General features: G+C 47.7%; 22 protein-coding genes and 2 tRNA genes. 11 read left to right on the top strand and 13 right to left on the bottom strand.

The window, feature by feature from the left end; translation table 11 throughout:
• Window positions 1–331 precede the first annotated feature (331 nt).
• The 4 genes from J3491_RS08955 to J3491_RS08940 all read left to right on the top strand — a co-directional run bounded on the left by J3491_RS08955 (window position 332) and on the right by J3491_RS08940 (window position 3615).
• Window positions 332–1006, top strand: coding sequence for a 50S ribosomal protein L25/general stress protein Ctc (locus tag J3491_RS08955; protein ID WP_100748754.1), 675 nt, complete (start codon window positions 332–334; stop codon window positions 1004–1006).
• Between the two features lie 190 nt (window positions 1007–1196).
• Window positions 1197–1781: an aminoacyl-tRNA hydrolase gene (gene pth / locus J3491_RS08950; RefSeq protein WP_100748753.1), complete on the top strand. Its 585-nt coding sequence runs from the start codon at window positions 1197–1199 to the stop codon at window positions 1779–1781.
• Window positions 1782–1920: 139 nt separating this feature from the next.
• Window positions 1921–2301 (top strand): aspartate 1-decarboxylase, encoded by a 381-nt coding sequence (gene panD, locus J3491_RS08945; RefSeq protein ID WP_075102220.1) that lies wholly within the window; start codon window positions 1921–1923, stop codon window positions 2299–2301.
• A 303-nt stretch (window positions 2302–2604) separates the two neighbouring features.
• Window positions 2605–3615 carry a calcium/sodium antiporter gene (locus J3491_RS08940; protein ID WP_100748752.1) on the top strand — a complete coding sequence of 337 codons (1011 nt, stop codon included), beginning with the start codon at window positions 2605–2607 and terminating at the stop codon, window positions 3613–3615.
• Window positions 3616–3856: 241 nt separating this feature from the next.
• Here the strand turns inward: J3491_RS08940 and J3491_RS08935 are convergent, their stop codons facing one another.
• The 3 genes from J3491_RS08935 to J3491_RS08925 all read right to left on the bottom strand — a co-directional run bounded on the left by J3491_RS08935 (window position 3857) and on the right by J3491_RS08925 (window position 5113).
• Complete coding sequence (locus J3491_RS08935; protein ID WP_100748751.1) at window positions 3857–4531, bottom strand: RDD family protein; 675 nt, start codon at window positions 4529–4531, stop codon at window positions 3857–3859.
• A gap of 227 nt (window positions 4532–4758) precedes the next feature.
• Window positions 4759–4835: transfer RNA gene (locus tag J3491_RS08930), tRNA-Arg, on the bottom strand.
• A 188-nt stretch (window positions 4836–5023) separates the two neighbouring features.
• A tRNA-Ser gene (locus J3491_RS08925) sits at window positions 5024–5113 on the bottom strand.
• Between the two features lie 436 nt (window positions 5114–5549).
• On the opposite strand from J3491_RS08925, the gene J3491_RS08920 reads away from it, so the two are divergent.
• Complete coding sequence (locus J3491_RS08920; RefSeq protein WP_207969918.1) at window positions 5550–6356, top strand: hydroxymethylpyrimidine/phosphomethylpyrimidine kinase; 807 nt, start codon at window positions 5550–5552, stop codon at window positions 6354–6356.
• 75 nt (window positions 6357–6431) lie between these two features.
• Here the strand turns inward: J3491_RS08920 and J3491_RS08915 are convergent, their stop codons facing one another.
• The 5 genes from J3491_RS08915 to ppx all read right to left on the bottom strand — a co-directional run bounded on the left by J3491_RS08915 (window position 6432) and on the right by ppx (window position 12897).
• Complete coding sequence (locus J3491_RS08915; protein WP_075102216.1) at window positions 6432–7001, bottom strand: YggT family protein; 570 nt, start codon at window positions 6999–7001, stop codon at window positions 6432–6434.
• 131 nt (window positions 7002–7132) lie between these two features.
• A complete protein-coding gene (proC, locus tag J3491_RS08910) occupies window positions 7133–7966 on the bottom strand; it encodes a pyrroline-5-carboxylate reductase (protein WP_207969917.1) in 834 nt (277 codons plus the stop codon).
• A gap of 202 nt (window positions 7967–8168) precedes the next feature.
• Complete coding sequence (tilS, locus tag J3491_RS08905) at window positions 8169–9848, bottom strand: tRNA lysidine(34) synthetase TilS (RefSeq protein ID WP_207969915.1); 1680 nt, start codon at window positions 9846–9848, stop codon at window positions 8169–8171.
• A 327-nt stretch (window positions 9849–10175) separates the two neighbouring features.
• Entirely contained in the window at window positions 10176–10979 is an 804-nt protein-coding gene (locus tag J3491_RS08900) for an acetyl-CoA carboxylase carboxyltransferase subunit alpha (RefSeq protein ID WP_075102213.1), read from the bottom strand.
• A gap of 391 nt (window positions 10980–11370) precedes the next feature.
• Window positions 11371–12897 carry an exopolyphosphatase gene (gene ppx, locus J3491_RS08895; protein WP_207969910.1) on the bottom strand — a complete coding sequence of 509 codons (1527 nt, stop codon included), beginning with the start codon at window positions 12895–12897 and terminating at the stop codon, window positions 11371–11373.
• Between the two features lie 510 nt (window positions 12898–13407).
• Between ppx and J3491_RS08890 the strand changes: the two genes are divergently transcribed.
• On the top strand, window positions 13408–13743 hold the full coding sequence (locus J3491_RS08890; RefSeq protein WP_241900619.1) for an Mpo1-like protein: 336 nt from the start codon (window positions 13408–13410) through the stop codon (window positions 13741–13743).
• 110 nt (window positions 13744–13853) lie between these two features.
• Here the strand turns inward: J3491_RS08890 and hemL are convergent, their stop codons facing one another.
• Together hemL and J3491_RS08880 are read right to left on the bottom strand one after the other, a co-directional pair.
• Window positions 13854–15155 carry a glutamate-1-semialdehyde 2,1-aminomutase gene (gene hemL, locus J3491_RS08885; RefSeq protein WP_075102210.1) on the bottom strand — a complete coding sequence of 434 codons (1302 nt, stop codon included), beginning with the start codon at window positions 15153–15155 and terminating at the stop codon, window positions 13854–13856.
• A 72-nt stretch (window positions 15156–15227) separates the two neighbouring features.
• Window positions 15228–15581: a zinc ribbon domain-containing protein YjdM gene (locus J3491_RS08880; protein WP_075102209.1), complete on the bottom strand. Its 354-nt coding sequence runs from the start codon at window positions 15579–15581 to the stop codon at window positions 15228–15230.
• 285 nt (window positions 15582–15866) lie between these two features.
• On the opposite strand from J3491_RS08880, the gene ygfZ reads away from it, so the two are divergent.
• The 5 genes from ygfZ (at window position 15867) to J3491_RS08855 (ending at window position 20767) form a co-directional block, all read left to right on the top strand.
• Window positions 15867–16619, top strand: coding sequence for a CAF17-like 4Fe-4S cluster assembly/insertion protein YgfZ (gene ygfZ / locus J3491_RS08875; RefSeq protein ID WP_207969909.1), 753 nt, complete (start codon window positions 15867–15869; stop codon window positions 16617–16619).
• 57 nt (window positions 16620–16676) lie between these two features.
• On the top strand, window positions 16677–18005 hold the full coding sequence (locus J3491_RS08870; protein WP_207969908.1) for a D-amino acid dehydrogenase: 1329 nt from the start codon (window positions 16677–16679) through the stop codon (window positions 18003–18005).
• 546 nt (window positions 18006–18551) lie between these two features.
• Window positions 18552–18755, top strand: a complete 204-nt coding sequence (locus tag J3491_RS08865; protein ID WP_075102206.1) for a CsbD family protein — start codon at window positions 18552–18554, stop codon at window positions 18753–18755.
• 813 nt (window positions 18756–19568) lie between these two features.
• Window positions 19569–20213, top strand: a complete 645-nt coding sequence (locus J3491_RS08860) for a hypothetical protein (protein ID WP_243456278.1) — start codon at window positions 19569–19571, stop codon at window positions 20211–20213.
• A 185-nt stretch (window positions 20214–20398) separates the two neighbouring features.
• Window positions 20399–20767 carry a hypothetical protein gene (locus J3491_RS08855; protein ID WP_207969904.1) on the top strand — a complete coding sequence of 123 codons (369 nt, stop codon included), beginning with the start codon at window positions 20399–20401 and terminating at the stop codon, window positions 20765–20767.
• Between the two features lie 40 nt (window positions 20768–20807).
• Here the strand turns inward: J3491_RS08855 and J3491_RS08850 are convergent, their stop codons facing one another.
• The 3 genes from J3491_RS08850 to purC all read right to left on the bottom strand — a co-directional run bounded on the left by J3491_RS08850 (window position 20808) and on the right by purC (window position 22679).
• Complete coding sequence (locus tag J3491_RS08850; protein WP_075102203.1) at window positions 20808–21119, bottom strand: YqfO family protein; 312 nt, start codon at window positions 21117–21119, stop codon at window positions 20808–20810.
• Between the two features lie 51 nt (window positions 21120–21170).
• Complete coding sequence (locus tag J3491_RS08845) at window positions 21171–21818, bottom strand: DNA-3-methyladenine glycosylase (RefSeq protein WP_207969902.1); 648 nt, start codon at window positions 21816–21818, stop codon at window positions 21171–21173.
• Window positions 21819–21965: 147 nt separating this feature from the next.
• Window positions 21966–22679: a phosphoribosylaminoimidazolesuccinocarboxamide synthase gene (gene purC / locus J3491_RS08840; RefSeq protein WP_075102201.1), complete on the bottom strand. Its 714-nt coding sequence runs from the start codon at window positions 22677–22679 to the stop codon at window positions 21966–21968.
• Window positions 22680–22763: the final 84 nt, after the last annotated feature.

The following is a 22763-nucleotide window of genomic DNA, read 5'->3' as shown; positions in this document are numbered from 1 at the left end:
CGCCATATTTGATGATATGGCGCTGTTTTTTGTGTTCGCATTTTGCGTAGGTCTTTATTATTGCTACAAAACCACGTATAATGCGCGCCTGTGCCGACCGTTTGTGTGATCTTTGATGGTTGGCATCTTTAAAAGTGCTGATCACGTTTGCCAGATAGGTTTTTGCTGATATTTGTCAGTAAACGATGACGGCAAATATATTGCTCTGTTTCTTGGTTGTCAGCGTCATTGATGACCGGTCATCGAGCTTTCATCACGTATTAGTGGATTGGTCGCAAATCCACTTTTTTATGACCAGACACTTCATTTATCTTTTTATAGGATTATATCCATGAGTATTAATCATTTCGAACTAAGTGCAGTTGCCCGTTCTGCAGAACAGCAAGGTAAAGGTGCGAGCCGCCGCCTACGTAAGCAGAACCTAGTACCTGCTATCATCTATGGTGGTGACGAAGAGCCAACTGCGGTTTCTATCAAAATCAATGAGCTGGTTAAGTCTCTTGAATTTGAAGCGTTTTTCTCACACATCTTGACGCTAAATGTCGATGGCGAAGCGCATCAGGTCGTTATCAAAGACCTACAACGCCATCCAGCTAAAGGCTTCCCAATGCATGCTGATTTCCAGCGCATTGTAAAAGGTCAGAAAATCAATATGAATGTTCCTGTGCATTTCACTGGCCGTGAAGAAGCACCAGGTACAAAAGCTGGCGGTATCTTGTCTACCCTCGTCTCTGACATCGAAATCGTTTGCCTACCATCACAACTACCTGAATACCTAGAAGTTGACGTATCAGGCATGGAAATCGGCGATCTATTCCGTCTATCAGACATCAAACTACCAGAAGGTGTTATCATCTTCGAACTTGATATGGAAGATGCACACGACCGTACTATCGTTAACATGCAGCCACCAACGGTTGAAGAAGTTGACGAAGATGCTGACGAAGTCGATGCAGCTGACGTACCTGCGACCGAGCAAGGCGCTGAAAACAAAGACGGCGAATAATAAACGACCGCTAGGTCGTGGCACTATGCCGTCGACCTGCTGATAGGTTCGTTTCGTCAAAAAAAACAGCAGGTGATGTATATCTCCTGCTGTTTTTGTAAGTAGGGTTTGAGCATCACAGTGCTGTCAGACATAAACGACAGCACAATCAACCTTACGCTCATTTATCACATTTAAGCAGGATGTTTTTATGGCCATAAAGCTTATTGTCGGTCTTGGTAATCCCGGTCAGCAGTATATGTTTACGCGTCATAATGCAGGGTTTTGGTTTGTCTATCATTTGGCGCAGCAGTTCAATATCGCCCTTTCTCCTGACAAAAAGTTTCATGGGATAACGGGACGCGGACAGATTCATGGCGCTGATGTACGCTTGCTGATGCCATCGACCTTTATGAACAAATCGGGTCAATCGGTGGTACCGATGGTCAACTTTTATGGCATCGACAACGATGAGCTGTTGATCGCGCACGACGAGCTGGATATTCCAGCGGGTAGTATCAAGCTCAAAACAAATGGCGGCCATGGCGGCCATAACGGTCTGCGTGATATCACCCCGCATATCGGCAACGACTTTCATCGACTGCGTATCGGTATCGGGCATCCAGGTCACAAATCAAAGGTCAGTGGACATGTCCTCTCAAAGGCCTCACCTGATGAGCAGATTGCCATCGACAGTGCTCTGAGCGCCGCGTTTGATGCGTTGCCATTGCTGTTAGGCGGTGATATCGAAAAAGCCCGTTCACAAATTAATGGTTTTAAACTGCCCGAATCATAACGGCCAGACCTTTACCGCTGGGCTTTTACGACTGCGCTTGTTACGTGATACTTTATAGTAGTCTTTTATTTTGGCAAAATCGCCCCCACTAACATGATGATTTCGTTCATTAATCTTTGTTACGCTAAGGAAGCAACTTATGCTACTTAATATGCTTAAATGCAAATTACATCGTGCCCGCGTCACTCATGCCGAGCTGCACTACGAAGGCTCATGCGGTATCGATGGTGATTTATTGGACCTCGCCGGTCTGCGCGAAAACGAATCAATCGACATCTATAATGTCACCAATGGCAAGCGTTTTCGTACTTATGCGATTCGCGCCGAAGCAGGCTCTGGTATCATCTCATTAAATGGTGCTGCTGCTCATATGGCAGACTTAGGCGATATCGTCATTATCTGTGCTTATGCGCACTTTGATGAAGCAGAAGCTGCGACCTACCAGCCAAAACTGGTCTACTGCAACGAAGACAACACGGTAAAAGACACCGCCAATATCATCCCTGTACAAGTGGCTTAAGCGCCTGACGCTCCAAGCGCTGCTGACCCATATCAGACGTCACCGCTGTCAGCCGCCAAGGCATATATATGATTATCGTACATAAAAGCTGACTCTACAGAGGATTCAGCTTTTTTTGTGCCATTTTTATCTGGCACATTTATATTTTTCTCCAAACTTAAAGATGGGCGGCGCTGGACAATACCTGCCAGCTACTTTGTAGATAAACCTATTTTTAACGGTTTGACAAGTTTTAACGGCTTGACAGGGGTTGGCGTGTTTTTTGAGTTTGGTGTCATGATTCATTGATAAGGAAACATACTGATGTGGTTGGCAGTTACTGCTGTATTGATCGGCTTGGCAATTTTGGTATGGAGTGCAGACGTTTTTATTGATGGTGCCACGGCGCTGGCAAAAAAACTCAATGTACCCAGTTTTTTGATTGGGGTCATTATTTTGGGTCTTGGCACTTCTGCACCCGAAATGGTGGTGTCGGTACTGGCCGCCTTAGAAGGCAGTCCGGAGCTGGCACTGGGTAATGCCTATGGCTCAAACATCATCAATATCGCCTTGGTACTGGGCGCAACTGCCCTAATAAGCCCCATAATCATCCATAAAGGCATCATAAAACGCGATCTGCCAATATTGCTCATCATTACCGCTTTGGCCGCGTGGCAGCTGCGTGACGGGCAGCTGAGTATCGTTGATGGACTGGCACTCTTAGCACTATTGGTCGTGGTCTTAGGCATCCAGATCGTGCTGAGCTTGCGAGAAGGCAGCTCACATAAGGTTGATGATATCGATGATAATAAGATTGTAGAGCACCGCGCAGTGGATGACGCGCTGAGCGCAGCAAATAGTGAGCCAAGCTTGCTGCGTGGTTTGTGGGCATTGTTCCTTGGACTGACCATGCTGGTGGCCAGCTCGCGCGCCATCGTCTGGGGTGCAGTAGAGTTGGCGACGCTATGGGGATTGAGCGAGCTGATTATCGGTCTGACCATCGTCGCCGTCGGCACGTCTTTGCCTGAGCTGGTGGCCAGCCTATCAGCGGCGCGCAAAGGCGAACACGATATGGCACTGGGCAACATCATCGGCTCTAATATTTTCAACACTTTAGGCGTGGTGGGTCTGGCAGCCTTGATCGCTCCGATTAGCGCCAGTCCGATTATTTTGTCGCGTGATGTGCTGGCGATGAGTGCAATTACGCTGCTACTTGTCGTGCTGTGCGGCGCCGCTTTTATCAGACATCGCCCCTTTAGCCGGGGCTCAGGTGCGGCGTTGATGCTGTTTTTTGTCGGCTACACACTGTGGCTGATGCAAACCGTCAACATGTAGAGAGAAGATGAGATCGAGGTAGGTGTGCTAACTGCCAGCGCTTTATCACCCCTGTATGATAAGCGGCACAAATGACGCTTATCATATAGTGAGTTCAGTATAAAAACGATACAGTGGGACTGGGATAATTTTTACGCAGCATCGAGCAGCGTAGGCACAGCACGCAAGGAAAATTTATCCCAGTTCCACGTTGACATATAATGTATCTGTTTTATTTAGAATCGACTATACAATCTCACAGTTATTGATTTTTCTTACGGTTTTTAAAACCGCGCCATAGTCCCTCATGCGCCACTTTTGGCATCTTAAGAGTAATGGAGTTTGAGAGCATATCTTGTACGGCAAGACCGCGGCGATTAAACAAACAAAACACGTAATTAAAAATTAAACCCAAGAACGCACTGGTTAGCATAATCGTGCGCGAACCACCGATCAGGCTACCGATGACACCAAACAGCAACGGCATCAAACAAGCCGCCAATATGCGTTTAAACGACTGCCCCCAAGTCAATAAATGCCCAGCATTGTTGACGGTCTTTAGCCGCCATGTCTGCATGCCAAGGGTCTGGCCGCCGCGTCGCCAAAATATCCCATAAAACGCCACCAAGGTCAAAACAAAGGCCGGCGTCATGACAAGGTTTTGATACCAAGTCGGTAGCGACTGCGCTTGCGACGATTCGGTACCAGTCTCCATGGTCAGCAAAGTCCCAATCACCGTCAACATCGTACCGACCAAAAACAACAGCGCCAAAATCAGCATACCATCATACAAAATCGCCACCACCCGAGTTAAGGGTTTGGCAATGCTAGGTGCTTCATTTGGGTCTTGCTGCACAGGCGCACCGGGTGCAGAGGGTTTAGGCGCAGAGGGGTTGGACGCAGTTTTTGGCGGGCGTTTGGATAAACTTTTTGACATGGTACAAGCTCATAGCAAGCAGTGAATAGTAGCGCTATTGTACCGTAATTCAAACGCTTATCGTACCTTTGATGATTAAAGACATATGCGCCACGTGCTACTGGTATGTATTGTGCGCAAATGATAGATATAAAAAAGACAGACACAAAAAAATCGCCAAAGTGTCATAAGACAGGCGATTATTTTAGGTTTTGCTTAAACCTTAAAAAGGTAAGCTAGTATGCAAATGGTGCGCCTGGAGAGATTCGAACTCCCGACCCCTTAGTTCGTAGCCAAGTGCTCTATCCAACTGAGCTACAGGCGCGTATTTTGCACATCATTCACTACAGTGTTTAATAACAATTGCAGTAAATTAGGTTGGTCATTATATAGATAATATCGCTTATGTCAACTGATTTTTTAAGATAATTTCAAATTATTTTTTGAAGTCATCGCTAAAAAATCATTTATCGTCGATATACTGCGTTAGCACTATTATAACAACAAAATAAATGGCGGTGAAGGAGGGATTCGAACCCTCGATACGCTTACACGTATGGTTCCTTAGCAGGGAACTGGTTTCAGCCACTCACCCACTTCACCGAACGAAGTAAGACACTTATAATACTGTTCAAAAACAGCCTTATAAATACAGTATCGATGCTAACGATACGTCTTATGTCGTGGGCGAGTATTATAACAAAGCCAAAACGAATTGCAAGCCTTGTCGGCAGATTTAATCTCGCTTTTATGATAATTATTGATTTAAATGCTTTTATCGCTCATTGTGCCCAACAATACTGCCCAAATCTGTACATCAGAGACCTCCTATACACAAGGCTGCAATAGGCTGGTTTGTTTGAATGAACCACCTGCCATAAGTACAATCAATGCAACACAAAACTGGCACTTTTTATGTCTGTAGAACGCTACTTGTTTTAAAACAGGTTAACGCTATGCTGATACTGGCTTTTTGCTTATTGGCTGGCTATAGTATTTATCAGTTTTCTGATAGCTCTTATAAATAAAAGGATATGTTATGCGACCCGTGGTACTGTGTTTTTCAGGATTGGACCCCTCAGGCGGTGCTGGGCTACAAGCGGATATCGAGGCCATCGGCCAAGCCGGCGCCCATGCCGCCATCGCTTGTACCGCCATCACCATCCAAAGCTCGCAGCAGGTGTATGGGTTTGAGGCGTGTGCGGCCAGTTTGGTCAAAGATCAAGCCATCGCCGTGCTCGAAGATCTGCCGGTCCGTGCCATAAAATCCGGCATGCTTGGCACCACTGACAATATCGCCATGCTTACAGAGCTGTTTGCCAAGCAAACCATCGACGCTGACACGCCGTTTGTCTTAGACCCTGTGCTGGTCGCCAATAGCGGCGGCAGCTTGGGCAATGAGCAGACCTTGGTCACCGCCTTTCGCAAGCTGCTCCCCTACGCGACCTTAATCACCCCCAATACGCATGAGCTGCGTGCGCTAAGCGGCGAGCAAGACCTACATGTCGCTGCACGAAAACTGTGTGCGCAAGGCACCCGTGCCGTCTTGGTAAAAACCTCCCATGACTTCGACAGCGGCGATATCGAGCAGTATCTGTATATCAATGGTGAGATGGTACATCAGAGTATTTTGCCGCGCCTAAAAGGTGAGTTTCATGGCTCTGGCTGCTCGCTTGCCAGCTTTATCGCTGGACACTTAGCCGTGGGCGATGCGCTGGTTGACGCCGTCAAAGCGGCAGATAACTGGATCACTCAGACGCTACGCGCCGCTGACGTCCCGCACCCTGACGACGACGCCGCCCAACTGATACCCAATCGTTTTGTCAATTATTCACAAATCCAATAAATATATACAAAAAGGGCGCTCTATATCGATAGAGCGCCCTTTACTCAGGCTAGTTAACAGCGCAGCGCCCTAGTGTTAACCCAACATTGGCATAAAGCTGGCGGCCAAACCACCGATGAATATCTCAAGTAAATAAAACGCCAAAAAAGCCACCATCGGTGACAAATCAAACATGCCTAAGTTTGGCGTGATGCGGCGAAACGGTGCCAAAATAGGCTCCGCCAGACTGATGATAATACCGATAATTGGATGCTGAGACTGAGTAAATACCACAATCCAGCTGACGATAATAGAGCCGATGACCAAGTAGCGACACATACGCAAAAAGTCTAATAATAAGCTGGTGGTGCCCGTAAAAAACAACGGCACCGGCGCAATGCCTTTATGCATCAAAGCGGCTTTGCCAGAGATGTCGATCAGACGAATCAAAAACATCAATACAATGGCAGCGATGCTGATTCGGCCTTGCGCGACGGTCGGAAAAATACGCCCAAACACATCGACGATATGGGTCGCTTTATAGGCAGGGGCAATCATGGGGTTACGAGCATCCATACCAGCAAACTGCAGCATAAAACGAATAAACACCAACATCATGGCGAAAGTGGTGACCAAATCAAAGATTTGAAATAACATGTTGTTCATGAAGCGCTACTCAATGTGACGTTATTAACGGATTTTAAGAAGACGAATGTCTTTATCAGGCGTTTTTTGATTAAAAGTGAGATATGCCGTCGTGTCTGACATATCCCAAGATAGATAACAGCAGTCAGCGATTATTTACTCATCTCTTCGCTCAGCGCTTGGCTGCGATCGTAGCAGGCTTGCATGGCTTCAATGATTTGACGACCAATCTCGTTGGCTTGCATAGACTCGACGGCCGCTTGCGTCGTACCATTTGGCGAGGTGACCTTACGGCGCAGCTCGGCTGGTGCGTCATCACTATTCATCGCCATTTTTGCCGCGCCTAGCATAGTCTGCATGGCCAGTGCTGACGCTTGCTCTTTATTCAACCCCAGCGCGACTGCACCATCAACCATCGACTCGATAAAGTAAAACATATAAGCAGGCGCTGAGCCTGAAACGGCCGTGACCGCATGCATATGTGCTTCATCATCGACCCACATGACTAACCCTGATGCTTCCATCACCGCCGTTGCCAATTGCTTTTGTTCTGCAGAGATAGCGTCTGTACCATATAGGCCAGTCGCACCCATCTGAATCATCGCCGGTGTGTTTGGCATCGCGCGCACGATATTGCTATAGCCGCCGAGCATGTCTGTCAATAAAGCCGTCGACAGACCTGCCGCGACCGAAATCACCAGCTGCTGATCTAGCGCAGCGGCAAAGCCGCTCACCACCGCTTTCATCACTTGCGGCTTGACGGCCAATACCACGATGTCAGCACCGATAACAGCAGCGGTAGCATCGGCGGTTGGGTCGACAGCGTTTAGCCCTTTAGCAGATAGCTGCTCGCGCGCCTCGCTACTAGGGTCAGCAACTGTAATCAAGCTTGGCTCCACACCGCAGCTGACAAGCCCACTAATCAGAGCCTGCGCCATGTTGCCGCCACCGATAAAGCTGATTTTTTTATTATCTAATACTGACATACTTGTCTCCTACGCGAAAATCCAAAAGTATTCAAACTAACATACTGCTAGGGAAAATGACACTCAGTTTACCATACTGCTACTGGCATCGTTTGATAAATTCAGCGGCTTACTTGCCCGCTTGTTGCCTCATTGACTGATAGAGTTATCGCCTCTATTTGGACGGATTTTGGCGCAGCTTTGGTATTGCTGGCTTTGTTGTCTAGCGCGCTTTTTGTATCATAATCTGACTGACGACACCCTCAGCTATCTCATCAAACGCCGCCGGATGATTACTCTCTACGCGCATGATATCTGTGTGCAATATCCAACAATCAAAAGGCGACAGCAATAAGATAGGCACGGCAGCTGCGTTTTCGATCAGATCGTCTTGTCCGTCTTTTGAATGCCTACAGTCGACGCTTACTATCACCAAGCTTTCACGCAGCCATACTGGTATGCCCAGCGTTTGATATAGTTTTTTGCCCGCTTGTGGCCGCGGCATGGACACCGTGCGCACGCGCTGCTGCCGCGCTAACGGCGCAAACGAGAGACGAATGGTACCCTGATGGTTGGCAAGCTTATCTCTTAGTGTACCTTTGCTTAACGTGTCTTTTATTAACATGTCCTTACTGAACGTAGCACTGCTGCTTCTATCACCACCCAATAAAGTGGCTAAAGCATGAGGCCAAATCTTGGCTTGCCAAACGAAATGTGTGTCACTGCGTAATGTCATCAAGATAGGCTGCTGTCTGATAGCAGGTGTACTAGCTACCTCATCTGTCAGATCAGAGATTACATGCTCCACCTTACCCAGCGGTAATGTCAGCCAATCCAGCCAGTCGCTACTTATACGATACAGCCGCTGACGATAACGGCGAATGACGTAAGACTGTAGACTCGCTTGCCAAAAAAGCGCGGTTTGGTGGTTAGAGTCCTGACGCCGGCTAAGGCCAAATACCTCATCTACCAGCTGCTTTGTGGGTGGTAATGGCTCATCTTGAGTAAGCCAATGATGCAGCAATTGGCGCTGACGGTATGACGACAGCGTGTTTAGCACTGCTATATTGAGTACCCGCTGGGCGGACGCGAGCTGCAAGTCACTGACTGCTACCCGCTGCAGATCCTCTATTGCCTGATCATTGATGATGGATTGTGCGTCACTTAATAGCTGGGCGCTACGAGCGATATTATCAATAACGTTTGGATTGTACGTGGCCAAAACTGGCATGATATCGCGGCGCAGACCACTACGGACATTGTCCCCTGCCTCATTGGTTGGGTCATCAATATAGGGGAGTTGTAGACGCTGCGCATAACGGCTGATCTTACTGCGTTTGGCAGTCAACCATGGCCGCCACAGTGCGTTGCGCCGGCCACCTTGTGTTTGCGTGCGCCACGGCTGCATCCCTGATAGCCCATTGACCCCAGCGCCTTGTATCAGCCGCATCAGTATCGTTTCGGCTTGATCATCAGCATGATGCGCAAGCATCAGTACATCGTCGGTGTTGAGTACGGCGCGCATCACCTCATAGCGGGCGTGCCGTGCTGCCTGCTCGTCTTGACCTTTGACCTGTGCGCGCAAGATTTGACAAGGCAGATTTTGCGCGGTGGCCCAACGCGCGACGTGCTGCGCCCAGACGCTGCTATCTGCTTGCAGGCCATGATCGACGTGCAGCAACTGCGGCAAAAACGGCAAGCGGCCGTGATGATATAGCTGGACACACAGCGCCGCCAGCGCTAAAGAGTCTCGCCCACCACTACAGGCCAGCCAGACGCGCCGGCCATGCAGCTGCGCGCCGTATTCTGTCAGACTACTCAGCAATGCCTGCGCCAAACCTTCATCAATTGGTAGCGTCGCTATGGGCTTAATAGGAGAGGGAATAATTGCGCTACTGGTCATAATCAGCCTTGTTTATAGCAAGCAAAATATCATGAGCCTTGACATATGTACGTCGTATAGAAATTATGCTGTTAATTATAGTAAAGTCCAAATACGTCAGATACATGGCGATTAAGTCACTCAATACAAAGTTATTTTTTAAAGGATTTAAATCGTAGTAGTTAAAAAGTAGCGGAGAATATCTGGCTGCTTAGATGATTGAACAATTTATTGGCTCAAAATCTTATAAACCACCTCTTATAAATCACCTATGCATAAAAAAACGCGCCATATAATGACACGTTTTTATTTTAGCACTTTTACTTTGCGATATGACTCATCAATAAATCAGCAAGGCAGCATCACTTCAGAGTCAAAGGATTTGAGCTTTTCATAACGCAGCGCGCAGCGGGTTTCAACATCCATCTCATTGAGCGCTTTTAATTGCTCAGTGAGCAAGGACTTTAGTGCGTCCATGACAGGCTGCGGCTGTACGTGCGCGCCCTCACCTTCCTCAATGACCGCATCAATCAGACCCATTTGATGCAGGTTTACCGCGTTTAGCTTCAACGCTTCACTGGCGTCTTGGGCTTTTTCGGCAGTCTTCCATAAGATAGAAGCGCAGCCTTCAGGTGAGATGACCGAGTAGATACTGTTTTGTAGCATATTGACCCTGTCACCCACGCCGATGGCCAGCGCACCGCCTGAGCCGCCTTCACCGATGATGGTCACGATGATAGGAACTTGTAAACTAGAGAAGACTGCGATACTCTCCGCGATGGCTTGTGCTTGGCCGCGCTCTTCTGCGCCCACTCCTGGGTACGCGCCTTGGGTATCGACAAAGGTCATCACCGGAATATTAAAACGCTCAGCCATTTTTACCAAACGAATAACTTTACGATAACCCTCAGGATTGGCCATACCAAAATTATGGGCGATACGCTCACGAGTGCTGCGACCACGGTGCTGACCGATGACCATCACAGGCTGACCCTCAAAACGCGCCAGACCACCTACGATGGCCTTGTCATCAGCAAACGCGCGGTCGCCATGTAATTCATCAAACTCGGTAAACAGCTGATTGACATAGTCCATAAACAATGGACGCTTAGCGTGCCGTGCAAGCTGCACACTATCCCAGACAGTGCTCATAAATGCTTCCCTTTAATAATTATACTCAATAATGTTATCGGTTTTTGATAATAAAAGTACAGTTGTAAACTCAATAGAAGCTATAGTAGCACATCTTAAATGGCATGACATTATTGTCAAAGCGGCTTTTGTTACCTAGATCTGTAAACCACCTTACTAACGATAGGGCACATGCCACCGGTAAGGCACATTGATACGTCGATGGTGTCCGTCATCTGGCATAATAATATGGTTAATTCACTTTAAAACCGATATAGTGCAGCTGGTATGAATTTTGCGTAGCCTCTGTCAGCGTAGACACAGCAAGCAAGGAAAATTTGTACCAGTTGCACGTTTATATGAGCGTATCGATTTTATTTCGAACTAACTATAGTCATAAATGCTAGAGCCATCAGACCTCTATCACGCTAAGCTTGATACCCCATTTGGCAAACTGCTCAATCTCGGTATGCAAATCTGGCAACAAAAACGCATAGTGCTCACTACTATCGGCAACCGTGATCTGCCAGCAGTGATCATCGACGACAGCGAGCTGTAATGCTGGTAGCTCATGGTCGCTGCGGCTGTGATGCGCCAATACTGCCAAGCGCAGGAGCAAGCACAGATAGACCAACTGGTTGCCACCGATGGTACAGGTTTGCTCCAACATATCGGCTTTTAGCTTACGGCGGTGATTGAGCATCAGCTGCGCCATGCGCTTTTGGTCGACCTGTGAAAACCCCGGAATATCTGAGTGCTCAAGCAAATAAGCACTGTGCTTATGGTAGCTACTGTGACTGATCGCCAGCCCTATCTCGTGCAAAAACGCCGCCCGTCTGAGCAAATCGCCATCATCACTACTCAGACCCAGCGTACCTTTGACTTGTTCAAATAAATGCCGACTGGTTTTGACCACTTGTTTGGCTTGTTTTTTGTCGCCTGAATAGCGTTTGATCAGTGCCAGCACGCTGCGGTCACGCACGTCTTCACTCGCAAAACGCCCTAACATATCATACATGACGCCTTCGCGCAGCGCGCCGTCAGAATAGACGATGGTCTCGATGCCCAGCACTTTCATCACCGCGCGCAGGACCGCCACCCCCGCTGGAAACACCGCCTTTCGATGCTCTTTGACACCTTCTAAATCGATATCGCCGACGTTGCCGATCTTTAGCAGCAGTTTTTCGAGTTTTTTCACCCCTTTATAGGTAATGCGCTCTTGCTCATCGGCCCAGCCCTTTGACACCAACACATTTCGCACCGCTTTGATGGTACCACTTGAGCCGACCACACTGCTCCAGCCGACTTTTTGGTAACGGCCATTGATCGCCAGTACTTCTTTACGCGCGCCTGCGATGGCATTGGTAAACGCGTCTTTGGTAATCTGCCCATCAGCAAAGTACTTTTGGGTAAAGGCCACGCAGCCCATCTGCAAACTCTCGGTCAGTAGCGGGTCGAACTCTTGGCCGATGATAAACTCCGTCGAGCCGCCACCAATATCGATGACCAAACGCTTATCACTACTGGCATTGGTATGTGAAACGCCCAAATAAATCAAACGCGCCTCTTCTCGTCCTGCGATAATCTCGATAGGCTTGGGCAAAATCTTATTGGCACGGCTGATAAAGTCATTGGCGTTTTTGGCTTGGCGCAAGGCGTTGGTGGCAACCACCCGAATACGCTCAGGCGGCACCGAATCCAAACGCGCCACAAAGCGGCTAAGACATCCAAGGCCACGCTTTTCAGCCGCCGCGCTTAGGATGTTGTGCTCATCCAGTCCCGCGGCCAGCTGCACTTTTTCTGACATAGAGACGACTTTACGCACCTCCCCATGATCTAAACGAGCGATGGCTAAGTGAAAACTATTGGAGCCGATATCAATGGCGGCCATCATTTCATCGTCGGCGATTGGCGGGTTTGTAAAATAATCAATGGGCATAAGCGAAATCGTTACCATATTAGTGGGATAAAAGGTACATACATGGGCGGCGCTGGGTCAAACGGCTGGCTCAAGCAAAGCCAAGCTGTCAAACACCTTATAATAACCAAACTATAAAAACCACATGACAAAAACGGGCCATCAACATCAATGTAAGAGGCCAACAGACAGCAGTGACACAATTTTCGCCATTAAAGCATTTATGCCAAACACTGGCAAGCGACCCAAATGCTAATTAAGCAGCAAGCGCATCATCGACAAAATAACAAATGCGCCATAAACATCCATTGCTTGTGTTAAGGATAGCGTTTTGCTACATTAAAAACGACCAATATTATAATAAATAACAGTCACTTAATGACCGCCTAGCCGTTTTAGTAAAACAAAAAGCCCCCTAATGTCCACACTCAATAAACGATTAGCAAGGAAGCTAAATAAATGAATCAAACTACCATACAAAACACTACCAAAAACACCGATGCTCAAGCGGCCAGCAATGCTAAAAAAAGCATGATGATAGCTGTCAGCCCAACCAAACAAAGCTTTTATGATTTTTATTTAGATGAGCATCAAAACATGGCTTGCCGCCGGTTGCACTTCGCAGGTAGTAGCTTTGGCTTACTGGGCCTGGCAAAGTCGGTCAAGTCGCGCTCGCCCGCCCCGCTGCTTAAAGGCATCGCCGCAGGTTATGCCTGTGCCTGGGTCGGTCATTTTTTCTTTGAAAAAAACAAACCCGCGTCGTTTAAGTCTCCACTAAAAAGCTTTGTCAGCGACTTTCGTATGTACAGTGACGTACTGCGCGGCCGACTGAGCCTAAAAGATGCTAAGTTTGATAAAATCAAATAAAGGCTGTACACCGCATTCATATCCATAAAAAAAGGTCAGCACCATTTATGATACTGACCTTTTTAGAGCGCTCATTTTCAGAGCGTTCAAACCCATGCTAAAAACCGCAACTACGCTGTTGCCATCTCAGCAAATATCTCGTCAGCGGCTTTGATTGAGGCATCGATGTCTGCATCGCTGTGCTTGATAGACATAAAGCCTGCTTCATATGCTGACGGTGCCAAATAAATACCGCGATCTAACATGCCATGGAAAAAGGTGTTAAAGGCTTCCATATCACACTGCGTCACGTCATTGAAGTTTTGCGGTACAGTAGTGTCGCAGTCTTTGACAAAAAACATGCCAAACATGCCGCCGACGTTATTGGTGCGTAGATTGATACCATGTTTGTCCGCAGCTGCCTGAAAGCCGCTGATTAGCTTATCTACTTTGGCCGATAGCTCGTCATAAAAACCCGCGACCGTTAAGTCCTCAAACATCGCAATACCTGCACGCATGGCAAGTGGGTTGCCCGATAGCGTACCCGCTTGATAAACGCCGCCTAGTGGGGCAATACAAGACATGATTTTCTCTTTTCCGCCAAATGCGCCTACTGGCAGGCCAGCACCGATGATTTTGCCAAAACAGGTCAGATCAGGGTCGATACCGAAATGTGCCTGCGCGCCGCCAAGACCGACACGAAAACCCGTCATCACTTCATCAAAGATTAGCACGGCGTCGTTGGCAGTACACTCAGCACGCAAGGTATCGTGGAACGCTTGCGTGGGCACGACCATATTCATGTTGCCAGCGATCGGCTCCAAGATGACACAAGCGATCTCATCACCCCACTTTTCAAAACAATCCTTAATCGCTTGCGGATCGTTATAAGGAATGGTGATGGTATGCTTGGCAAAATCCGCTGGCACGCCTTTTGAGGTTGGCTCGCCAATGTCGAGCATTCCTGAGCCTGCTTTGACCAATAAGCTGTCTGAATGGCCATGGTAGCAGCCTTCGAACTTAACGATTTTGTCACGTCCCGTATAGCCACGCGCCAAACGGATGGCGCTCATGGTCGCCTCCGTGCCTGAGTTGGTCATGCGAATCATCTCAACGCTTGGCACGATCTCGCAGATCTTATCGGCAACGGTGGTTTCAAATGGGGTTGGTGTACCAAAGCTCAGGCCATCATCCGCCGCTTTTTTGACCGCATCGATCACCTTTGGATGAGCATGACCCAAAATCATCGGCCCCCACGAGCCAACATAATCGATATAGCCATTGTCTTCGGTATCATAGATTTTGCTACCGCTGGCACGATGCATAAAAATCGGCGTACCACCTACTCCAGCAAAGGCACGGACAGGTGAGTTGACACCGCCTGGGATATGTTTGCGAGCTTGCGCAAATAGTTGTTCGTTTTTAGTACTCATAAATATTCTCTATTATTGTAGTAAAGGTAATGGTGACGTAAGCCATCTTTAGTCTGTTGGCTTGCAGGCGTTTTATGCCTTTTTTACCACCGAGGATTTTAGCTTCATCGGCCCATAGCCATCGAGCTTACAGTCGATATCATGACCATCGCTCGCATCTGGTAGCAAACGAATGCTTTTGGCCTTGGTGCCTACCTTGATGATGAGTGAGGAGCCTTTAACTTTTAAATCTTTGATGACGGTCACCGCGTCGCCATCTTGTAGCTCGTTGCCGACGGCATCGCGAATGACAGCGCCTTGAGCCTCGGCTTCTGCAGCGTCAGTTTCCGCGGCTGTCCACTCATGGGCACACATGGGACATACCAGCAACGCACCATCTTCATACGTATATTCAGCATCACATTTTGGACAATTTGGTAAGCTCATCGTTTCCTCGGCAGCCAGCAATATTTAGGTGTATTGTAGAGCTAACATTGTACCGTAACTCGCCATCTTTAACCAATTTGTACGGTTGAAAAATGGTCACTCTACCCAACTTATACCGTAACCATTGGCGAGGCACTGTTGTTTTTTACGGCAGTGCTTTTTGTGGTACTCTTCTTAATCTCATCTGGTTTTTATAGGCGCGTAATTGGTCAAAGGAGTCTGATACCAGCCCTTACCTACTATGCGCAAACCCTGCTAATCAGCGCTCAAAAAAGGATAATAACAATGACTCAATCTACCGATATACCGACTCTACTGCAGTTTTCTCAATTGACGCTCCAAGGCGAGGATGCCGAAAAATTCTTGCAAAGCCAGCTGACCATTGACGTCACCAAACTCGGACTCAGCTATCAAGCTGCTGCCATTAGCAACCTAAAGGGCCGCATCGAGTTTGGCATTTGGATCAAAAAACAAGCCGAAAATCACTTTGATATCGTCATCAGCGCTGACTGTGCTGACAGCTTACAAGCCCATCTTAAAAAGTACGGCGCATTTTCGAAGTTTGAGACCAGCGCTCCAGCCGCCATCTATCCTTGTGTGCTCGCTGATGAGCCGACTTTTAGTCACAAAGACGAGCACCATACGATAGAAGAGGCCAATGCGTGGGCGCAGCAAAGTATCGCCACTGGCAACTACTGGATCGTCGCGGCGACACAAGGGCAGTTTCAGCCGCAAGAGCTACGCCTGCATCAGCGCGGCGGAATGGACTACGATAAAGGCTGCTACTTGGGTCAAGAAGTCATCGCCCGTATTTATTTTAAATCAGCGCCAAAGGCGTTTTTGCACTACGTCAGTGGCACAGGCGAGATGCCAGCAGCCGGCGACAAACTCGGTAAGATTCAGGTGGTCAACGCCATTGCTAGCAATAATGGCTTTGAGGCGTTAGTCGTTGCCCGTCCAGAACATTTAGCCGACAGCGAGCTGACAGTGTTGGCATTGCCACCAGCATTGCAAGCGGATGTGGCCCGCCAGCCATAGCACAAAACATCTCGCAGCCGTAACAGCACTTTTTTTAAAAACGCAGCAGAGCAATCTATGACACATATCGCGGTACTCGGGGCAGGCGTGGTGGGTGTGACCACCGCATGGTATCTTCGCCAAGCAGGCTATGATGTGACCGTCATCGAGCGTGAATCAGCAGCAGGAATGCGGACCTCGTTTGCCAATGGCGGGCAGATATCGGTCTCGCACGCCACCCCTTGGGCCAATCCTGCAACCCCAAAAAAAGCACTAAAGTGGCTAGGTAAAGAAGACGCACCGCTGCTGTATCGCCTGCGAGCGGACAAGGCGCAGCTCAGATGGGCGCTGCAGTTTTTGCAAGAGTGCCGCGCGGACAGAGCGGATGCCAATCTGGTACAGATGGTCCGATTGGGGCTGTTTTCACGAGAGGCTTTGCAGCAGCTACGCGCGGATATCGGTATCGAGTATGAGCAGCAAACGCGCGGCATCATGCATTTTTATACCGACCAAGCAGAGTTTGAGGCAGCCATTGCTCCGACCGAGCGTATGCAAGCGCTTGGCTGTGAGCGCCATATCATCGATATTCGTACTGCAGTCAGCTTAGAGCCTGCACTCTACCCCATCGCTCATAAGCTCACAGGCGCAACCTATACCAGCCGTGATGAGTCGGGCAACGCCCATCTATTTACTCAGCGCTTGGCTGCGCTCTGCCTTAAAGCTGGCGTACAGTTTTTGTATGATACTGATGTCCTCGCCATCAATCTTGATACCCAAACGTCGCAGCCGCACGTGCATAGCGTCACCCTTCGGCCCAAAGACGAAAACGCCCAGAGCTTTAGCGCCGATAGCTATGTGCTGGCGCTTGGTAGCCATAGCGTCGCCCTGATGAAACCGCTTGATGTACAGCTGCCTATCTTCCCCGCCAAAGGCTACTCAGCCACTTATCAAGTCAATCCTCGCGCCCCGCATCTAGCGCCATTTGTCAGCCTAATCGATGATGAGTTTAAACTGGTGGCATCGCGCCTCGGTGACAAGCTACGGGTCGCGGGCACCGCCGAATTCAACGGCTACAATCTGGATCTAAACCCCACTCGCTGCGCGGCCATCACTCGCCGTGTGCAGCAGCTATTTCCAAAAGGCATCATTGCAAGCTCTGTACAATACTGGACAGGGCTGCGGCCGATGACCCCATCAAACGTACCGCTGATAGGCCGCGCGCACAGAGGCCATGTCCGTCACGGTAGTCATAATACAACAGCGAGTTTTGATAATTTATGGCTAAACACGGGGCATGGCACACTTGGCTGGACCCACGCTTGTGGTTCGGCAAAAGCTATTAGTCTGTTAATACAGGGCAAAACTCCATCCGTCGATTTTGACTTTGTCGGTGTGACTACTGCATAAAAGCTGCCGAGCATTCTCGTAAAATAGATACCCGTAGCCCGTGACGCTAAATACTCGTAGCACGTGACGCCCTGTAGCACATAGCATCTTGCATACCAGCTTTATTTCGGATTGATTATGTTTAGTGCCTAATATTTAGTCCCTAATCTTGCTAATAAATTTTTATCCATTTCCATTTTTGCGATATCGTCTTTACGGTACTTTGTTGAAAAACCTGCCTTTTATTACACAAAGATGCCACTCCTAACACAGGCACGTAGATCTCTATAATGGTGCAACACTCTAAACACTGCCTATACAGACAAGGCTATTGTGAGCGCCTATATTAGATATCACCAGTTGGCTCACGCTTGATTGCCAATGCAAGTTAAGTGTTGGTAACAATCAGCAGCCACTGAGTGATACGGTATAAAAAGACAGATGGAACGCATGTCTTATCACTTAATACTCTAAAGCTTAGTATCTAAAAGCTTATTCTTTAGATAAAACTTAGCTTTTAGACTCCGTCTCAACAATAAATTCGATCATAATAGAAGGAATATAATAATGAATGAACATACGTTAAAAGGTGAATGGAACCAAATGAAAGGTGCGGTTAAACAAAAATGGGCAGAGCTCACCGATGATGACCTCACTCATATCGAAGGCAGCCGCGACAAGCTAGTAGGCCGTGTACAAGAGCGTTATGGCCATGCCAAGGACCATGCAGAGCGCGAAGTAGACGAATGGCGTCGCCACAATAATTACTAACAGTAACTACTAATTGTACTTACTGAGCTAGTCTTCTCTACTCACTCACAGTGACCAGCTTAATTACTTGCTTTTGAGTACTTGCTGTTAAGTAAATGATAAATAGTAGAGAATAAAAAAGACCGCATGAGAGTATGCGGTCTTTTTTTGTATAGAACGAGCAGATACAATAAAACCGCATAGCAATGAATTGTTATGCGGTTTTATTGTTAACCATCCATGTTACCTATCACGGTTGCGTCATGTGCATCCTTGCACGCTATTCAACATAGTGTGATACTGGGCATCCTGCCCTCTTTCTACGACTAACAGCAATCACTGCTGTTGTCAGCACAGAAAATGTGTCCTTACTTCAGTTCTCATTATCATCCTGATGCTGATCACTGAATCATTATCCTTAATGCGGTCAACTCAATCCTTGAGTCACATTCCCTAATGCTGTGTAACTATAATGCCCAATCTATAATGTGATGTTAAGTGGCGTAAGCGTCATTGCGTGTAAGCATATACTTACATAAGTACTTCTGCACTCATTTTTATCCGACTAAGCTATTGATAATTATCCATTTTATTTTATAAAAGCAACCGCCTGCTTGAAAAAATCATACGGCAATAAAAATAGATCAACGATGAACTTCTCTGCATCCTGCACCTTAGTCACCCAAAGTTGCCGCTGCTTACGCAAATATTTGCAAAGTTTACAACTTATTAACAGCCAAGACACGCGGCAATGAGATTAGCGTCCTACTATGGTTATGTAAGCAAATATTTCAAAAAGAAGAAATATCCCCTATAGGAGAAGACATTGTGAAAATGTTAAAACCTTCGTCTTTATCAGCGGCGGTCACCTCTGGTCTTGCTATCGCATTACTGAGTGCCTCTACCGTCGGTTGCACGGTCGCTGCGCCTGGATACGGTTATGATTATCCCATCTACGGCGGAGATGGTGATTATGACCGTGTCAGTTATAAGCGCGTCAGTCAGCAGCTACGCAATAACTTGCGCCGTAAAGGCTATCAAGTAATGGATATTAGAGCGGACAGTCATCGAGGCCGCCGTGCGCTCATTGCTTATGCCAAAAAGAATAACCAAGCATATGAGCTAAAATATAGCTATCCTGATCTGCGCTTGATCAGCTCAAACAAAAAATCTTGGTCCAATATTTGGGACGACAAAGATTATCATAAGAACGATAAACATAAGAATCATGGTAAGTACAATAAGCACTATAAAGGTGATGACGTCGAGGATCGTATCAAACAAGAGTCACGCTACCCTGCCATCAAACAACGGGCGATCAGAAAGGTTGGCGCCATGGGTTACCGCGTCAAAGACATTGAGCTGGAAGAAAAAAATAATCGTGGAGTGTTTGAGATTGAGGCAAAACGCGGCTCCCAAGAGTACGAAATATTGCTTGGCTATCCCAACCTAAACGTCATCAAAATAGAAAAAGATTGATTTTAATAAGGTAGTGCACGTCTCATTGATGATTCTTGTTTGTCCGTGCGTTATGCGCGCGACTTTTTATTAAGTTTTGGCATCGTTGTGGTCTTGATGCCTCTGGTCAAATAAGCCAGCCCTTGGTTTGTTTGGCCATTTTTTATAAACCGACTCATCACATTTTGACCCCATAAGAGGTTTTTATGCACATCACTACTTTTGTAAAGCCCGCTGCAGTGACTGCTATGGTTGCTGCCTTGGCACTGACGACTGGCTGCGTCACCGCGCCTGGCTACAATGCATATGGCGATCTATATGAAGACGTTTATAAAGACACCAAGCTGTATAAGAAGCACAAAAAAACGCTGAAAAATATCGATAAAGAGCTGTATCAGCCAGCAATCGAGCAGCGCGCTGCCAATAAAGTCAGCAGCTTGGGGTACCGTGTCAAAGATGTAAAATACAAGAAAGGCGACCACAAAATAAAGGTAAAAGCCAGACGCGGCGGCGAAGACTATAAGATCGAGCTTGATTACCCAAGCTATCAGGTGATTAGAATAAAAGAAGATTGAACCACTAATTACGCCACTATTCGCTATCCTGCCTCATCTCTTACCAGTCAAGTACTTCGATGACATCATAAGCAGGCGTCTCATAAGGATGCGCCTGCTTTAACGCACTAATGACTTGCTCGATATTTTCTTTTGCCACCACCATCTCGACGCGCCACTCGGTTACTTTTTCTAGTCTATCCTGCGCACCGATATGCGGATGACTACCTGCCAAAGGCTTAAACTGCCCTGTACCTTGCACTTGCCAGCAGCACGCTTCATAATTGCCAATCTTACCGCCGCCCGCGGCAAACAGCGCTGATTTTACCGCCTCGAGCGCCTCATCAGGGATAAAAACGGTTAATTTATACATAAAACACTTCCTTCGAGCTTATTTAAAAAAATTACTATAGCTATAAACTTACTATTTTTTAGATAACGATGGATGATCAGTCCATATATAGCGTAGTAGCCAGTCCTTGGCGTCGCCTGCATAGTCGATGCCGATACGCGGGCGCAATGACACTGGCGGCTGACAGCCATCGTCTTCGACCCAAACGTCAGATACAGGGGCAATAGGCTTGCCATATAAATCACGATCAATGTGCAAGCGTTTGGTGAGCTTACCTGGGCCTGCAAACTGTTTGGGAGCTGTCCGCTGCTTACGGGGATGCCATTGCTGCTCGTCTGTGAGACAGTCACTGTCGCCGGTCAAAAACCCTGCACGTATCAGCACAGACTCGGGCGACTGGGCAACGCCGCTGACTAAGTTGAGCATGTGATGGACGCCATAAGTCAGATAAACATAAAACACGCCACCTGGCTCATACATAATCTTGGTACGTGAGGTGCGCGTGCCAGCATGAGCGTGGCAGGCTGGGTCTGCTGCTCCAATATAGCCTTCGGTCTCCGAGATGCGCATACGTAGGATTTTTTCTATGCCGTCGCTATCTATCAGCCGCCTGCACAGTACCTTACCTATCAAATCAGCGGCGACCACACAGGTGGGACGCGTAAACCAAATCGGCTCTAGTGCCTTGCTGTTTGTTTCGGGAGACCGCTTGTGAGACATGACTATCGACCTACGTGACACATTCAAAGGTATTATAAGTAGAATACCGTGCTTGTACCGTGCGTCTTTTTTACCAGTTCCGTAATTTTTTGCATAAAAAAAACTGAGCACACGGCTCAGTCTTTTATAACGGTCTAAAAAAATCGCTTAGCTTAATGGGACGCCAATGCGGTTGGCCACTTCTTCGTATGCTTCGATCACATCACCCAATGACTGACGGAAACGGTCTTTGTCCAGTTTTTTCTTGGTGGTTTTATCCCAGATACGGCAACCATCAGGTGAGAACTCATCACCCAAGACGATACGGTCATGGAATACGCCAAACTCAAGTTTGAAATCGACCAAGATCAAATCACCAGCGGCAAACAGCGCTTTTAGTACGTCATTGACCTGATAGGTCAGCTCTTGCATTTTTGCCAACTGCTCTTTGGTCGCCCAACCAAGAGACACGGCCAGTGACTCATTTACCATAGGATCACCCAGCGCATCGTCTTTATAAAACAGCTCATAAGTAGGCGGCGTCAGTGCTTGCCCTTCTTCTAAGCCCAAACGGCGTACCAAACTGCCAGCGGCAAAGTTACGCACCACGCACTCTACCGGAATCATATCCAGACGCTTGACCAACACTTCATCTTCTGACAGCTGCTTTTCAAAGTGGGTTTCGATACCCGCGTCTGCCAGCTTTTGCATGATAAACGCATTAAAGCGGTTATTGACGACGCCCTTGCGTGCTAATTGCTCGATACGCTTACCATCCAGCGCTGAGGTATCATCACGGAAGTGCAAAATCAGAAGATCGTTGTCTTCTGTTTCATATACAGATTTGGCCTTACCTTTGTACAGCAGTTGTTGCTTTTGCATTATGGGAGTTCCTGTTCGTTCAAGCTTATGTGGTAAAAACGCGCAGCTACCGCTTTGGTTTGGCTCAGTCGATCATATACAATC

The sequence above is a fragment of the Psychrobacter halodurans genome, from assembly GCF_017498075.1.
Lineage (GTDB): Bacteria > Pseudomonadota > Gammaproteobacteria > Pseudomonadales > Moraxellaceae > Psychrobacter > Psychrobacter celer.
The sequence above is the reverse complement of the archived record's forward strand: the minus strand, read 5'-3'. Positions and strand labels throughout refer to the sequence as shown.